The organism is Photorhabdus hindustanensis, assembly GCF_002968995.1.
In the GTDB taxonomy this organism is placed as follows: Bacteria; Pseudomonadota; Gammaproteobacteria; order Enterobacterales; family Enterobacteriaceae; genus Photorhabdus; species Photorhabdus akhurstii.
The window spans coordinates 75,203-90,308 of record NZ_PUWT01000016.1 but is presented as its reverse complement, the minus strand read 5'-3'; the positions used below and the strand labels follow the sequence as shown (position 1 = coordinate 90,308).

The window sequence follows — 15,106 nt, the reverse complement described above, 5'->3', positions numbered from 1 at the left end:
ATGAAAACAGCCCTATTACTTATTGATCTACAGAACGACTTCTGTACCGGCGGCGCTTTAGCCGTAGAAGAGAGTGAACAAGTCATTGTTGCGGCAAATCAGGCAATTGATATTTGTCTGAAACACAATATCAGCATTATTGCCACTCAAGACTGGCATCCGGCTGAACATATGAGCTTCGCAGTAAATTCCGGGCAACAGATCGGTGATATCGGTATATTAAACGGTATTCCACAAGTATGGTGGCCGGTACACTGTGTTCAGGGTCAGCCTGGCGCTGATTTCCATCCACAGCTAAACAAGCAAGCCATTCTCGAAATTTTCCATAAAGGTGAAAATCCACAGATCGATAGCTACAGTGCTTTCTTTGACAACGGTCATCTGAGTAAAACCCGGCTTGATGACTGGTTGCAAACACAGCAAATTGAATGTCTGTTTGTTATCGGTATCGCGACTGATTATTGCGTGAAGTTTACTGTGCTGGATGCGCTGGCATTAGGTTATGAGACTTGGGTCATTACTGATGGTTGCCGGGGGGTTAACCTCAGCCCAAATGATAGCCAATCAGCATTCAAAGAGATAAAAGAGAAAGGCGCTATATTGATAGAACTTGATCAACTAGAAAACGCTCTCCTCTGATATCAATCCAAGGCCAGGCTGAGTTTACACACTCAGCCTTTTCATCACCTACTTGCCAAAGATTATGGCTTGAATGTCGCCACCATTTCAGACTGAAAGATCGCTTTCAGTTCTTGTTTACTCTTCATCACCAACTGACCGTCAGTGCCGATCGTCATATGTTGCGGATCATGGTTATGCCTTGATTGCCATAGCATAATCATTTGCAAACTATGCTCTTTCTGCTCTACCGTTAGAGGCACGCCATCCTGCCATTTACCCAGTTCTACCGCCTGAACCAAGCGTTGATATATTTCTGGTGTCATTACAGATAACAGATCATCCAGTTCCATTGATATTTCCTCATTATTTTCCAGAATTAGCTGAAACGATTTTTTGCGTAAATTAAGATTATGTCCGCAATCATAAAAACGATTAACCTACTGTTTTTTCGCCTGTATTTTCATCAGTAAAGCTTAATGCAGCCGAGTTGATGCAAAAACGTTCTCCTGTCGGTTGCGGGCCATCAGGGAACACATGCCCCAAATGAGCGTTGCAATGACCGCAACGTACCTCAATACGGTGCATATTGTGACTATTATCATCAAGATACTTCACCGCATCATGAGTAACAGGCTGGTAAAAACTCGGCCAGCCACAACCAGAATCAAATTTAGTATCGGACATAAATAACAGCTGCTCGCAACATAAACAATGATACATGCCACTTTTCTTATTATGCAGCAATTTCCCTGAGAATGGCGGCTCTGTCCCGGCATTCTGGGTTACATGACGCTGAATATCAGTAAGTTCTTTACAAAGGGAAACATCAGGATTCTTAGCCATAACGACCACCTTAATAATAAGACTCATGTTCTCAATAAAATTGATTAATAATAACAAAAAATTAACATCACATCAGTGGAATTTATTTTAAGTGGTTAACTGAATCTGTCTATACCCTATGGATTTCAAGATGAATCGCGACGGCAAGGGAGCGAATCCCCGGGAGCATAGAGAACTATGTGACCGGGGTGAGTGAGTGCGGCCAACAAAGAGGCAACTTGAAAGACGACGGGTATATCCTACTATTTGTGATGTGACTCGCATATCTAACTAATTAACTTTCAATATCTGTCTACGCCTTGATAATGATGGGCGGCTCGATTGCCGGTACCCTATGGCAAGCGTCTAAATGGTGAACTCAAAGCTAATGTTTTTCAGCTATTGACACGATTCCGCTTGACGGCTGGCAAGGTTTTGGTAACTTTAGTAATAATTTTTAATTCACTAAAAAATAGCTGGTGGAACACTATGACTATCAAAGTAGGTATCAACGGTTTTGGTCGTATTGGCCGTATTGTTTTCCGTGCCGCACAAGAACGCTCAGACATCGAAATCGTTGCAATCAACGATTTGCTGGACGCCGAATACATGGCTTACATGCTGAAATACGATTCAACTCACGGTCGCTTCAACGGCACTGTTGAAGTAAAAGACGGCCACCTGATTGTTAACGGCAAAACTATCCGCGTTACAGCAGAAAGAGATCCAGCTAACCTGAAATGGAATGAAGTGGGTGTTGATGTTGTCGCAGAAGCAACAGGTATCTTCCTGACTGACGAAACCGCACGTAAGCACATTGCCGCTGGTGCGAAAAAAGTTGTTCTGACCGGCCCGTCCAAAGATGACACGCCTATGTTTGTTATGGGTGTTAACCACAAAACTTATGCAGGCCAAGACATCGTTTCTAATGCTTCCTGCACCACTAACTGTCTGGCCCCGCTGGCTAAAGTTATCAATGATAAATTCGGCATTGTTGAAGGTCTGATGACCACTGTTCACGCAACAACGGCAACTCAGAAAACTGTTGACGGTCCTTCTGCGAAAGATTGGCGTGGTGGTCGTGGCGCCGCTCAAAATATCATCCCATCATCTACCGGTGCGGCTAAAGCGGTTGGTAAAGTTATCCCTGAACTGAACGGTAAACTGACAGGTATGGCTTTCCGCGTGCCTACTCCTAACGTATCAGTTGTCGACCTGACTGTACGTCTGGAACAATCAGCTACTTATCAACAAATCTGTGATGCAATCAAAGATGCTGCGGAAGGTGAACTGAAAGGCGTTCTGGGTTACACCGAAGATGACGTCGTATCCAACGATTTCAATGGCGAAAAACTGACTTCCGTATTTGACGCCAAAGCAGGTATCGCTCTGAACGACAACTTTGTGAAATTGGTTTCCTGGTATGACAACGAAACCGGTTACTCTAACAAAGTTCTGGATCTGATTGCTCACATCGCCAAATAACTGAGTAACTTCCTTGCCCGAAAAGAGCTGCCCTTCCCCGGCAGCTCTTTTGTTTCAATCTGTATACAACATGCGTTATTCTTGGGTCATGCCATCGCCCAACTTTGATTCACAAGGTTATACGGATGAACGACAGAATCTTTTCATTACCGGTCGCAGAACAAATTTCTCCAGCGATTAGTCAACGAAATATAGATGGTTTCCCACTGATAGTCGTCTCTCATCCTAAAGTTCGTGGCGCAATCAGTCTGCAAGGAGCACATCTCATCGCCTGGCAACCCAGTGGTGAGGAACCGGGGTTGTGGTTAAGCAGGAAAACCATATTTGCAGCAGGTACTGCTATCCGCGGTGGTATTCCTATTTGTTGGCCTTGGTTTGGTTCCTCAAGAGCGCCAAGTCACGGGTTTGCCAGAATTCTTCCCTGGGAATTTAGCGCACATAATGAACATGAAAATGGCGTCATACTCACTTTTACGCTGAGGAACAATGAATATACCCATAAATTGTGGCCTTATGATTTTACTTTGATTGCCCGTTTCAAACTGTGTGAAACCTGTGAAGTGGAACTGGAAACCTATGGTGATTATCAAGCAACCTGTGCCCTACACACTTATCTGAATATTGGCGATATTAATCAAATTTCAGTCAGTGGCTTAGGTAAACATTTTATTGATACGGTTGCCGATAAAGAGCAATACACAACAACAGAGGATCTTATTTTCAACGGTCGTACCGATCATATTTATACCGAGCCAGAAGATTTTAATCTGATAAGGGATAAATCGCTGAAACGAACCATTGAAATTCACCATTATCATCACAGTGATGTTGTATGCTGGAATCCCGGCGCCCAACTATCGAACGGAATAAAAGATATGTGCAATGAAGGTTATAAAAATATGGTTTGTGTAGAAACAGCTCGTATCAATAAACCATTAATCTCTCAAGATGATAGTCCAGCCCATATTTCAGTTTTGATCCGTTGCCGGAAAGATTACCAGTAAATATCTCACTCATTCACATTAAAAAGACTGAATACTATTCCATGAATTCAGTCTCTATCCAATATTATCGCAGTGAGTAATTAAAAACTATATGTAACACCTGTCCAAACAATACTTGAATATGACTTATTAACCATCGGACTATCTTTAATTTCACTCGGTAAACGCTCAACACGTCCCATCATAAATGCAGACCATTCCTGGTTAAATTTATAATTGGCAGATAATTCCACATAGGGAGTCCAACTATCATCTGGAGTATATTTTTCTAGTCCGCTACGGCGCGATTCATTATCTTTGATACCATACTCATAACGATTTTGTTTTTTACTATTCCAAACCACGCCTAATCCCGGTTGTAATGACCAATCATCACTTTTAAATTCATACAAATAAGCCAGGTCAATCCTTACACCTTTACTTTTACTCAACGTATCCGCAGCAAAAGAGCTACGCAACGTACCCCAATCTTCAATATGACGATAGCTAAAACCGCCCATCATAGTATCATCACGACGATCCAGCTTTTTCATCTGCTTATCTTCATTATCTTTTGGGCGGAAACTTTGAGGATAGTAATAGACATCTAAAGATAACTGATCTTTTGGTTGATTCCACAAATAGTACCCGGCGGCTAAAGTATGAAAATAGAAATTGTCACTTTCATAATTAACCATTGGAACAAACAACACTTTATCTTTATTCTTCACACCTTTATAAGGTGATGCCTCAGCCAAAACAGAAGCGCCAATTGACCACTGCCCTGCATAAGCTAAAGATGAAGACAGACAAAAAGTGACGACTGTGGCTAAAATTTTAGCTTTGTTGATCATGATTAACTATTTCCTTTAAAACAATTATGCGATTAGCTATATCAAGTGTAAGAGATCATTTCCCTCATTTTCAAGTAATAATGTCCTATTTTTCTTAAAGAGCACAATATGTTTACTGCCCATCCAATTTTTCTGGCGAAAATAGACAGATTATACAAAACAAAAATATATTAATTTGACAAGAGCGGTAACTTATTTCCTGTAATAATACCCGTCGCTAACTACTATTTGACACACTGCCTGGTATTTAACGACATGGTATTTAATGACATAGAGATACCGGGACCCGATTTGCCAATGCACACAATAATTCATAGCCAATCGTCCCGGAAATCTCGGCCACATCATCCACCGGCAAATTTTGCCCCCATAATTCAACAGGACTGCCAATTTTGGCCTGCGGACAAAGCGTTAAATCCACCGACAACATATCCATTGATACTGTACCTAATACTTGAGTCCTAACACCATCGACAATAATCGGCGTCCCCGTCATTACACGACGGGGATAACCATCAGCATAGCCACAGGCAACTGTACCAACTCGCATAGGACCCGGTGCTGTATATTCACTACCATAACCAATTTTGTCTCCTGCTTTGAGATCCTGAATGGCAATAATTTCACTTTGCAGGCTCATCACGGCTTTCAACCCAATATCGGCAATATCTTTCCACTTTCCACTCGGTGAGGCGCCATACAGCACAATCCCGGGACGTACCCAATCTCGATGAGTTTGTGGATACCACAAAGAAGCGGCTGAATTAGCCAGACATTGAGAAATATCCAATCCATGACTGACCGAATTAATAACGTTAAGTTGTTCAGCAACACTAATCTCCTTATTATCCTTATCCGCATTCGCAAAATGTGACATTAATGTTATTTGCCCAATTTGCCGGATACGCTTTGCCGATGATAAAACCGTTCTATATTGATCCGCAGGAAATCCCAATCGATTCATACCGCTATTGAGTTTGAGATAAATATCGATTGGCTTACTTAAATTGGCCATCTCTATTGCTTTCAGTTGCCAATGACTATGCACTACCGTTATTAACCGATATTCATCAATTATCGACAAGTCTTCAGGTTTAAAAAATCCTTCCAATAGCAAAATTGGTCCCTGCCAACCCTGCTCTCGTAATAAAATCGCCTCATTAAAATCAAGTAAAGCAAATCCATCAGCCTGATCGAGATATTGCCATATGCGACTCAAACCATGCCCATAAGCATTTGCTTTAACAACAGCCCAGATTTTACTATTACCAACCTTATTACGAATAATCGCCAGATTATTTCCCAATGCATCAAGATGAATCGTTGCCGAAATCGGACGTGGCATATTCTATTAGCCTCTTAGTTCAGTGTGTAATTGGTGGCTAAATGGTGCCAATTTTGTATTAAAACCATTAACATAACGAAATACTGATAAATCATCAGACGCAATGGCGGGCTTTTTACCCGAAATAATATCAGCCAGTAATTGACTGGAACCACATGCCATTGTCCATCCCAATGTACCATGCCCTGTATTTAGGTAGAGATTGTGATATTCAGTCGGGCCAACAATTGGGGTGCCATCTGGCGTCATTGGGCGTAATCCCGTCCAAAAACGGGTCTGAGTAATATCACCTCCGCCGGGATAAAGGTCTTGTACCACCATTTTTAATGTTTCATAACGTGCTTTAAGCAGATCCAAATTGAAGCCTACAACTTCTGCCATTCCGCCCACACGAATACGGTTATCAAACCGGGTAATCGCAATTTTGTATGTTTCATCCAATGCAGTAGATACCGGAGCCCGTTCTGCATCGACAATAGGCATCGTTAATGAATAACCTTTCAGTGGATATACGGGAATTTTGACAAAATCTTTTAACAATTCAGTGGAATAAGCACCCATCGCGACAACATAGCTGTCTGCTGTCATAATGTCATCTTCGCATTGGACGCCGGTAATCCGCTGCCCTTCCACCAATAACTGTTTGACCTGTTTATTAAACAGAAACGTTACCCCTGCCGCTTCTGCCATTTTTGCCAACTCTTTGGTAAAAAGCTGACAATCCCCCGTTTCGTCGTTCGGTAATTGCAAGCCCCCCGCCAACTTGTGAGCGACATGCGCTAACGCTGGCTCTACTGTCGCCAGTTTATCCGCCGTTAATAAATTGTAAGGAACGCCTTCCTGTTCAAGAACAGCTATGTCATTCACCGCATTATCAAACTGCTTATTCGTACGGAATAACTGAAGCGTACCCTTCTGACGCCCTTCATATTGAATACCGGTATCTGCCCTCAACTGTTTGATACAATCACGGCTGTACTCTGCCAGTCGCACCATTCGGCTCTTATTTATCGCATAGTGACTGGCATCGCAATTACGCAACATCTGCCACATCCAGCGTAACTGAAACAGCGATCCATCAGGACGAATAGCCAATGGAGCATGGCGTTGAAACATCCATTTAATGGCTTTCAATGGAATACCCGGCGCTCCCCACGGGGTCGCGTATCCCGGCGAGATCTGCCCGGCATTAGCCGCGCTGGTTTCCTCAGCAGCGCTTCCCTGGCGATCAATGACAGTGACTTCATGACCTTGCTGTACCAAATACCAGGCACTGGTTACACCAATCACACCACTACCTAAAACAAGGATTTTCATCATAGCCCTCGGATGATTTAAAATTTTAGGCAAGCATAATATGCTGTTTATAAAAAACCAATATAGAACAATCATCGGTCACGTCAATAATCTATATTTATGATTTAGGTCACAATTAGATTACATTTATGCAACAGTCTTATTTGTGATTAACACATAACCAAATTATAAAAATTAATATTAAAATCATAAAATTAAGATAATAATTACAATATGAATCACATGCTAATTATTTCATATCAAGTCATTATTCTGAGTTTTTCGGCAAAAAAAGCGAATCAATTAAACAACCACAAGATACCAATAACCATCAATTAATCGAAATAAAAATTCAAATAAAAACCCAATATTTAGAATAATATTCTAAAATAGAGACATTAACGATTGGCTTGAAATTGAGTGAGAAAGAAACAAAACTCCCGGTACAGAGCATGCTGCACCGGGCCAACTCAAAATAATTTTGATTTGAAACTAATAGATTGGATAAAGCCTGAGATTAAGTAAGAATATTAACGAGATATCAGCGACAATTCAGATAAATCACCAGGCATTGTACTTTGCATACTGTGCCAAATGACGCCACTCTCTTTACCATAGTTACGAACACATTCCATGACTTTATCGTAGGATTTATCGCGGCATAATATCACCAGTTGCTGATAAAAATTCAGCGCCAATTTACGCGCTTCAGGATTAGAGAAGTAATAACGCCCCACACGGGTATATAGCCCTCTCAACCCATTGATAATCAGGCCATAAATTGGATTACCGGAAGCAAAAGCCAAACCACGGAAAATATCATAATCCAGCGAGCTAAATGATTCTGAATTATCTTCCACATTCTCTTTTTCTGCCAATACTTCCAATGACTTACCCGGATTATGCCTAAAAGCCGTGCGAATAAATATCGCCGCGATATTCGTTCTCACCGCCAGTAGGTTATCAATCAACTCAGGAACACGATCGTGATCAAGACGGGCCAGAGTCTCTAAAATATTAAGACCCGATGTTTCCCAAAAGTTATTCACTTTTGTTGGTTTGCCATGCTGAATAGTTAACCATCCATCGCGTGCCAAACGCTGCAATACTTCACGCAGGGTGGTCCTTGTTACACCAATTAACTCAGATAATTCACGTTCTGCCGGAAGAATGGAACCAGGAGGAAAACGGCCGTTCCATATACTCTCAATAATATACTCTTCCGCAAAACCTGCGGGACTTTGAGCCTTAATGACCATATTTTTGTTATTCCAACGTGATTTTTTCAACTAATAATAGATGAAATTATATCAGAATACGCAACTTCAATATAGCTATGTAGTCTAGAAAGCGTAAAGGCGGTCATAAAAACAAGCGTACTCATGCTTAACTATGACTCATTTCCCTTAAAATATTCTGTATTAAAGCGTACTATTGTTTAAAGAACACGATCTTACGAATTTAGAGGAACTTTAATTGCAATGGAAACCAGTATCCTAAAAACGGCGGTAAAAAACTTTCTCGGCAACTCGCCAGATTGGTATAAGCTAGCTATCATCACTTTTCTCATCACCAACCCATTGATATTCTTCTTTATTAACCCATTCGTCGCAGGCTGGCTGCTTGTTATTGAATTCATCTTTACGTTAGCAATGGCACTTAAATGTTACCCGTTACAACCGGGTGGCTTATTGGCAATTGAAGCGGTCATCATCGGCATGACCTCGCCTCAACAAGTGGGTCATGAAATTGCTAATAATTTGGAAGTTGTACTGTTGCTGATATTTATGGTGGCAGGAATTTACTTTATGAAGCAATTACTATTATTCGCTTTCACTAAACTCCTGCTCTCCATAAAATCTAAGCGCATGCTTGCTTTAGCATTCTGTCTGGCTAGTGCATTTCTGTCAGCATTTCTTGACGCGCTGACAGTTATTGCAGTGGTTATTAGTGTTTCCCTTGGCTTCTATTCCATTTACAACAACTTTATTACCGATCAACATGATGTCATTAATTCTAAACATGACAATCACATTGACACAGCAAAAAAGAAACAAACGCTTGAACAATTTCGTGCTTTTTTGCGCAGTCTGATGATGCATGCCGGTTTAGGTACTGCCCTCGGCGGCGTGATGACAATGGTAGGAGAACCACAAAATCTGATTATCGCCAAAAACGTTAATTGGGATTTTGTCACCTTCTTTATTCGCATGGCTCCGATTACCTTACCTGTCTTTATTTGCGGGCTGTTAGTCTGTTTTTTGGTCGAACACTTTAAACTGTTCGGTTATGGCGCAGAATTGCCAGAACGCGTCCGGCAGGTATTGGAAGATTACGACAAGAAAACCAGCGCAAAACGCACTCGTAAAGAAAAAGCGCAACTTATTACTCAAGCGCTGATTGGTATATGGCTCATTGTTGCGCTGGCATTTCATTTGGCAGAGGTTGGCCTAATCGGCCTTTCAGTCATTATTCTAACCACGTCGTTCTGTGGAATTACCGAAGAACATGCACTGGGTAAAGCATTTGAAGAGGCGCTGCCATTCACGGCATTACTGACTGTATTCTTTTCTATCGTTGCAGTCATCGTTGATCAGCAACTCTTTACGCCATTTATTCAGTTCGTATTACAGGTTTCTGAAACTTCTCAACTTTCTCTATTCTATCTGTTCAACGGCCTGCTCTCATCAGTATCAGATAACGTATTCGTTGGTACGGTTTATATCAACGAAGCGAGGGCTGCTATGCAAGAGGGGTTAATTTCACATAAACAATTTGAATATCTGGCTGTCGCCATTAATACCGGCACTAACCTACCTTCCGTTGCCACACCGAACGGGCAAGCGGCATTTCTGTTCCTGTTGACTTCGGCATTATCGCCGTTAATTCGTTTGTCTTACGGTCGCATGGTGATGATGGCATTACCCTACACTATCGTGATGACTTTGGTCGGTTTGCTGTGCGTAGAATTTCTATTAATTCCGGTCACTGACATGATGGTTCAATGGGGCTTAATTGCCTTGCCATAATCAGCAACAATTTATTTCGTAACATAATCAAAGCCGTATTGCACAGTGACTACACGCAATACGGTTTTAGTTTTTTCTCCGAAAAAACCAAATTTACCTTAATTGACTTTTTTTGTTACCTGTAAATCGGCAAAATAAGCGTTCAATTGTTTATCTTAATCTGCATGGAAAAACGGAAATGATGCGATTTTTAAACCACTGTTCTCAAGGACGAAGCGCATGGCTGTTAATGACCTTGACTGCCCTGATACTGGAAGGTTCGGCATTATATTTTCAACATATGATGAAATTACAGCCCTGCGTGATGTGTATTTATGAGCGGGTTGCGCTGTTTGGTGTGTTAGGCGCCGGGGTATTGGGTATGATCGCACCAAAAACGCCGTTACGCTGGCTGGCTATTGTTTTGTGGATCTACAGTGCCTGGAGCGGCCTGCGACTCGCATGGGAACATACCATGATGCTGTTGCACCCTTCGCCATTTAATACCTGTGATTTCTTCGTCAACTTCCCTTCATGGCTGGCGCTAAATCAATGGCTTCCTTCTGTATTTGAAGCTACAGGTGATTGTTCAGTAAGACAGTGGCAATTCCTGACATTAGAGATGCCACAATGGCTGGTCGGTATTTTTGCGGCTTATTTGATTGTTGCTGCATTAGTATTAATTAGCCAATTTTTCAGCCGTAAATAATTTCCCACTCAGACAGCTAACAATCATTGTCTGATGAATCAAATATACTCGCAGAATCATGCCTAAGGCTGCCTATAACCGGATACCCGAACGGCATGTTCCTGCTCAATATCAATTGCCTCAAATTGATGCACAGGAACCTTGCAATAACGCCCTTTCATCACAACGCTTACCATTTGCCAACTGGCAAACAGGTATTTGCGCACCATCTAATTGTATTGCTAACGCCGGTATACCCCCTGCATAAGAACAGATTGCTCTGGCATTATCTCTAAGAGCCACTTCCGACTGAGAATTTCCCGGTTGAGAATATTGTATCCTCTGATATTGGGTAGCTGTTTTCCCTGTCTGGCTACTACAACCCGTTAATACAGCAATACCAAAGAGTACTCCTAATAAGAGTGTCCGGCATCCTTTCTTATTACTGACGTTTAACATATCTCTTCTCCAGAAAACGATTCAGGGAAAACAGAAGCACCGTTAATTGTTAATTAATGCGCACTGGTGTTAGAAAGCAGGTTTATTACCATGACACCGGCGACAATAAGAGACATACCTAAAATAGCCGCCCAATCCAACTTCTGCTGATATAAGAATATCGCGGCAACAGAAACCAGCACAATACCCAAGCCAGACCATATGGCGTAAGCAATTCCTAATGGCACCACTTTAACCACCTGGGATAACCCCCAGAAAGCAATGCCGTATCCAACAATGACCAGTATAGAGGGGAATAATTTACTAAACCCATCGGAGGCTTTTAATGAAGCCGTTGCGATAACTTCGGCAACAATTGCCATTGCTAAATATGCAAATCCATTCATATCCTTACTCGCTATAGTAGAAACAACAAATCGACCAATATTAATAGACAAAAACGGATTGAATTTATCACAAACCCTTTAAGGTGTAACGTAACAAAATTGATATATTTCGTTCCTTAAATCCAATTCAAGCCTTATTTACTCCCCGCTTAAGAGGCACCGCTCAGGCAGGAAAATCGCTGGAGAGATTTTACAGAGAATATGGAAAAGTGCTAACGATAGGTTCCAGCTTTGAGATTTAGATCAGAATCATTCGCACGACACCCTTTAGGATTGCTAAGAAAACATAGCGCGGTAGAATTAAAAACGTGTACATTTATAAACTAAAAATAATCTTATCATTTTATTAAGCAATGGTGGTGATGAAACGATAAGAAAGTTATGTTGCCTAACGTTGAGTCAACATGTTAAAAACGACTACCGGAGCAAAGAAAAGAAACATTCAACCCAGTTCCTGTATCGTACAGCAATTCACTGGACAATAACATATTTCATCACCATTAATATAAGCCTTATATTATTCTTGATATCAATGGCAATGTATTTACTATTAAAAATACGCTTAGCTATTAAATGAAAACTAAGCGTATAAGCTGCATTTATCAATAAACCATCTCATCCCAGATACAATATCCTGATGTTCCCGCCATATGATGTCGACAAGTAATATTAACATACTGAACTGAAACAACTTCCTCCGGCTGGCCGTTATTATCATTAATAACATGCGGATAATTAACATTTAAATCGCAAATCTTTGCTCCAGTGAGCAAAATGGAATAAAAAAAGTTCCTGTGAACCTATTTGAGAAGTCCGATAAATATCAAACGTCAATTCCAGTTTTTCACGATTAGCTGCCGCGATCATGAGCAATGGAGAAGATTTATCTAATAGTTTAATGAAGTTTACCGGCTGGTAATTGACATGTTGAGCGACAGTCAGACCATGATTAAATTGCAACACCATAATTTGATTTTCATGTCCATTCTGATACCGATTACCAATAGAATCCAAAGTTGAACATCCTTGAGAAATAAGCCCCTGAGATTCACCTTTTATCGTCACATAAATCATATTTGCCATAGCTTTACCTACTTAGTTTACCTTATGTTCGAGTTCGCATTCTGAATTATTTTCCTTTGATTTCAAGAAGAGAATTGTAATGAATCGTTAGTTATCTTATATAAATGTAAATATTGAGGGCTTGTAGTCAGGCAAAATATACAAACGAACTTATTACACTATTGCTATCCTTTAGTATAGAAAAAACCGTAAATTAATCAATATCAACGGACAGCATCAGATTGAATTTATACATCACCTAACCCCCTATGAATTCTCACTCTGTAGAGATTATAGACCCGTTTACTATATGTTGAAGATAATCCGATTATCTGATTAAGTGACGTCATCTAAACGTTGAACCAGCATGTTAAGAAGCCACTAGCGGAACAAATAGGGTATATGAAAAGAAACATACAACCCGGTTTCTGTGTCGTACAGCAACCCGGAGGATTGAGCTTTCAAGCAAGTCTGTTATTCAGCCATTCAAATAGCGAAGCGGCCCGCTATTTTATGGAATTAAATTCAAATTACCGATTCCTGAAACCGGGACAAATTCTGCTGGTGGCAGATCCAGATTCCTATAATCCCCCACATCTCATACAGCTATTGAAACAATCTCAGTATGAAGTCAACCAATCCGTTTCAGCTCTGCCTGGTGAATCCGCAGCATTTTTGCATCGTCATTTTGGTCTGTTTCACTATGTACTGGATCAGGGAGGAACCTTAGTTGGCACCGCATCATCAATGGGTGACACTTATTTCTCCCAAATCAAAAAAAATCTGTCAAAGTTACAGAAGCTTTATCAAAAAGAATATCGGTTAAATGGGCTAAACCGAAAATTTATCAGTACCGAGTTTTATGTAGAAAGACAACTGATTATGGGTAACTTAAAGGGATTATTAAATAAAGTTGGCCGACTCTCTTTGAAAATCGACCAACATCCTAATTTAAAACATGCGCTAAAATTATCAACCAAAGCCATTGCTCACCAATGGGATAAAGCAGGGATTGGCGCGATAAAGGGATATAGTCATATAATCACCCGCAGTGCTAAAATGGTTAAATGGATGAAATATGGCGGCCGAGTTGCTATTGGTCTGGATTTTATCGATACCACCGGCCAGGTTATTGATGCCTGTAATTATGGGCAGACCGGAAAATGTGAAAAAGTGGCAATAAAGGAATATAGTAAATTTGCTGGCAGGACAGGAATAGGAGCAGGTCTTGCATATATTGGTGGAATTACCGCAGATGCAGCATGTGTTGCTCTTGGTGCTACAACTGGGGGACTAGTTGCTGGAATTTGCATTGTAGGGGGTGGCTTAGCAAGTGGTTATATCGGTAGTAAAAGTGGCGAAAAGGCTGCTGAATTCGTTGTAGATTTTTTTATAGGAAATTAACTATGAACATATTGGATTTGATAATGACAATATGTCTTTTCTTATCTCTTTTATTTTTGATTATATCAATAGCCATTTATAAAATAAATCAAAAAAAGATGGATAAAATTATTGAATTATATATAGAAGAAGGACTTTATTTACCAACAGGCATAATAATAAAACGCTTCGGAAGGATGCGTGATCAGATTCACGTCGTTTTGTTCTTCTACATGTTGTTAATCGGAAAAAAAATGAAGATAAATCAGCCTGATAGTAAATATATGCACCAAGAATCTTATTACTTTATTCAAAATCTACCCTCCAGTTTAACGCATTGGATGAAAACATGTATCATTACCACTTATATAAGTGCAGCATTTGCTCTAATGTCAACAATAATAATCTTAATTCAAAAATATTATTAATTGTGCTAAATGGATATGCGTAGCTGTCGGTAGTGTAGTAGGTGGAGCTGCCGGAAGCACAGAAGAAAATTTTTTAATCGATAAAATAGTAAGTGAATAACATGAATATCTTAATTAATACAGTTAACTTTATCATGCTTTCTTTATTTTTAGTTAGTATGTTTTTGTTGCTATCTTTATTCGTTTTTTATGGAACAAATAAAAAATCCTTCATTGAAATCAGAGATGAATATATACAAAATGGTTTTTTTTATACCACAAATTATATATGTAATATCGTTTTCTG

At 40.3% G+C, this 15,106-nt stretch carries 15 protein-coding genes and 1 pseudogene; 7 read left to right on the top strand and 9 right to left on the bottom strand.

Features of this window, described 5'->3' with window-relative positions; all coding sequences use genetic code 11:
• Positions 1–639, top strand: coding sequence for a bifunctional nicotinamidase/pyrazinamidase (gene pncA / locus C6H66_RS07025; RefSeq protein WP_105395186.1), 639 nt, complete (start codon positions 1–3; stop codon positions 637–639).
• Positions 640–701: 62 nt separating this feature from the next.
• Here pncA and C6H66_RS07020 read toward each other — a convergent pair whose 3' ends face one another.
• Positions 702–971 (bottom strand): YeaC family protein, encoded by a 270-nt coding sequence (locus C6H66_RS07020; protein ID WP_036805531.1) that lies wholly within the window; start codon positions 969–971, stop codon positions 702–704.
• An 82-nt stretch (positions 972–1,053) separates the two neighbouring features.
• Positions 1,054–1,464: a peptide-methionine (R)-S-oxide reductase MsrB gene (gene msrB / locus C6H66_RS07015; protein WP_046397475.1), complete on the bottom strand. Its 411-nt coding sequence runs from the start codon at positions 1,462–1,464 to the stop codon at positions 1,054–1,056.
• A gap of 468 nt (positions 1,465–1,932) precedes the next feature.
• Between msrB and gapA the strand changes: the two genes are divergently transcribed.
• Both gapA and C6H66_RS07005 read left to right on the top strand, forming a co-directional pair.
• Complete coding sequence (gene gapA, locus C6H66_RS07010) at positions 1,933–2,928, top strand: glyceraldehyde-3-phosphate dehydrogenase (RefSeq protein WP_065391550.1); 996 nt, start codon at positions 1,933–1,935, stop codon at positions 2,926–2,928.
• A gap of 125 nt (positions 2,929–3,053) precedes the next feature.
• Entirely contained in the window at positions 3,054–3,932 is an 879-nt protein-coding gene (locus C6H66_RS07005) for a D-hexose-6-phosphate mutarotase (protein ID WP_105395185.1), read from the top strand.
• A gap of 80 nt (positions 3,933–4,012) precedes the next feature.
• Here C6H66_RS07005 and C6H66_RS07000 read toward each other — a convergent pair whose 3' ends face one another.
• From C6H66_RS07000 to fadR, 4 genes are all read right to left on the bottom strand, one after another.
• Complete coding sequence (locus tag C6H66_RS07000) at positions 4,013–4,765, bottom strand: MipA/OmpV family protein (RefSeq protein ID WP_046396850.1); 753 nt, start codon at positions 4,763–4,765, stop codon at positions 4,013–4,015.
• A 262-nt stretch (positions 4,766–5,027) separates the two neighbouring features.
• The gene (gene dadX, locus C6H66_RS06995) at positions 5,028–6,110 is read right to left on the bottom strand and encodes a catabolic alanine racemase DadX (protein ID WP_105395184.1); all 1,083 of its coding nucleotides are present in this window, start codon (positions 6,108–6,110) and stop codon (positions 5,028–5,030) included.
• A gap of 6 nt (positions 6,111–6,116) precedes the next feature.
• A complete protein-coding gene (locus C6H66_RS06990) occupies positions 6,117–7,427 on the bottom strand; it encodes a D-amino acid dehydrogenase (protein WP_105395183.1) in 1,311 nt (436 codons plus the stop codon).
• 509 nt (positions 7,428–7,936) lie between these two features.
• Entirely contained in the window at positions 7,937–8,665 is a 729-nt protein-coding gene (gene fadR / locus C6H66_RS06985; RefSeq protein WP_046396853.1) for a fatty acid metabolism transcriptional regulator FadR, read from the bottom strand.
• A 222-nt stretch (positions 8,666–8,887) separates the two neighbouring features.
• Between fadR and nhaB the strand changes: the two genes are divergently transcribed.
• Complete coding sequence (gene nhaB, locus C6H66_RS06980) at positions 8,888–10,435, top strand: sodium/proton antiporter NhaB (RefSeq protein WP_046396854.1); 1,548 nt, start codon at positions 8,888–8,890, stop codon at positions 10,433–10,435.
• Between the two features lie 178 nt (positions 10,436–10,613).
• A complete protein-coding gene (gene dsbB / locus C6H66_RS06975; protein WP_065391543.1) occupies positions 10,614–11,123 on the top strand; it encodes a disulfide bond formation protein DsbB in 510 nt (169 codons plus the stop codon).
• 120 nt (positions 11,124–11,243) lie between these two features.
• Here dsbB and C6H66_RS06970 read toward each other — a convergent pair whose 3' ends face one another.
• The 3 genes and pseudogenes from C6H66_RS06970 to C6H66_RS06960 form a co-directional block, all read right to left on the bottom strand.
• Positions 11,244–11,561, bottom strand: a complete 318-nt coding sequence (locus C6H66_RS06970) for a putative hemolysin (protein WP_181150153.1) — start codon at positions 11,559–11,561, stop codon at positions 11,244–11,246.
• A 53-nt stretch (positions 11,562–11,614) separates the two neighbouring features.
• Entirely contained in the window at positions 11,615–11,947 is a 333-nt protein-coding gene (locus C6H66_RS06965; RefSeq protein ID WP_036780782.1) for a DMT family transporter, read from the bottom strand.
• A 602-nt stretch (positions 11,948–12,549) separates the two neighbouring features.
• Positions 12,550–13,030: pseudogene (locus C6H66_RS06960) on the bottom strand (Hcp family type VI secretion system effector).
• Positions 13,031–13,522: 492 nt separating this feature from the next.
• Here C6H66_RS06960 and C6H66_RS06955 point away from each other — a divergent pair.
• Positions 13,523–14,413 carry a hypothetical protein gene (locus C6H66_RS06955; RefSeq protein WP_146111027.1) on the top strand — a complete coding sequence of 297 codons (891 nt, stop codon included), beginning with the start codon at positions 13,523–13,525 and terminating at the stop codon, positions 14,411–14,413.
• Between the two features lie 2 nt (positions 14,414–14,415).
• Complete coding sequence (locus C6H66_RS06950; RefSeq protein WP_105395181.1) at positions 14,416–14,820, top strand: hypothetical protein; 405 nt, start codon at positions 14,416–14,418, stop codon at positions 14,818–14,820.
• Positions 14,821–15,106 lie beyond the last annotated feature (286 nt).

Bases quoted from the DNA above. Each gene is read 5' to 3' on its own strand.
- C6H66_RS07020 (WP_036805531.1), bottom strand. From the start codon at position 971: ATGGAACTGGATGATCTGTTATCTGTAATGACACCAGAAATATATCAA.
- dsbB (WP_065391543.1), top strand. From the start codon at position 10,614: ATGATGCGATTTTTAAACCACTGTTCTCAAGGACGAAGCGCATGGCTG.
- fadR (WP_046396853.1), bottom strand. From the start codon at position 8,665: ATGGTCATTAAGGCTCAAAGTCCCGCAGGTTTTGCGGAAGAGTATATT.
- C6H66_RS06955 (WP_146111027.1), top strand. From the start codon at position 13,523: ATGGAATTAAATTCAAATTACCGATTCCTGAAACCGGGACAAATTCTG.
- pncA (WP_105395186.1), top strand. From the start codon at position 1: ATGAAAACAGCCCTATTACTTATTGATCTACAGAACGACTTCTGTACC.
- C6H66_RS06965 (WP_036780782.1), bottom strand. From the start codon at position 11,947: ATGAATGGATTTGCATATTTAGCAATGGCAATTGTTGCCGAAGTTATC.
- C6H66_RS06990 (WP_105395183.1), bottom strand. From the start codon at position 7,427: ATGAAAATCCTTGTTTTAGGTAGTGGTGTGATTGGTGTAACCAGTGCC.
- C6H66_RS06950 (WP_105395181.1), top strand. From the start codon at position 14,416: ATGAACATATTGGATTTGATAATGACAATATGTCTTTTCTTATCTCTT.
- gapA (WP_065391550.1), top strand. From the start codon at position 1,933: ATGACTATCAAAGTAGGTATCAACGGTTTTGGTCGTATTGGCCGTATT.
- nhaB (WP_046396854.1), top strand. From the start codon at position 8,888: ATGGAAACCAGTATCCTAAAAACGGCGGTAAAAAACTTTCTCGGCAAC.
- C6H66_RS07000 (WP_046396850.1), bottom strand. From the start codon at position 4,765: ATGATCAACAAAGCTAAAATTTTAGCCACAGTCGTCACTTTTTGTCTG.
- C6H66_RS07005 (WP_105395185.1), top strand. From the start codon at position 3,054: ATGAACGACAGAATCTTTTCATTACCGGTCGCAGAACAAATTTCTCCA.
- msrB (WP_046397475.1), bottom strand. From the start codon at position 1,464: ATGGCTAAGAATCCTGATGTTTCCCTTTGTAAAGAACTTACTGATATT.
- C6H66_RS06970 (WP_181150153.1), bottom strand. From the start codon at position 11,561: ATGTTAAACGTCAGTAATAAGAAAGGATGCCGGACACTCTTATTAGGA.
- dadX (WP_105395184.1), bottom strand. From the start codon at position 6,110: ATGCCACGTCCGATTTCGGCAACGATTCATCTTGATGCATTGGGAAAT.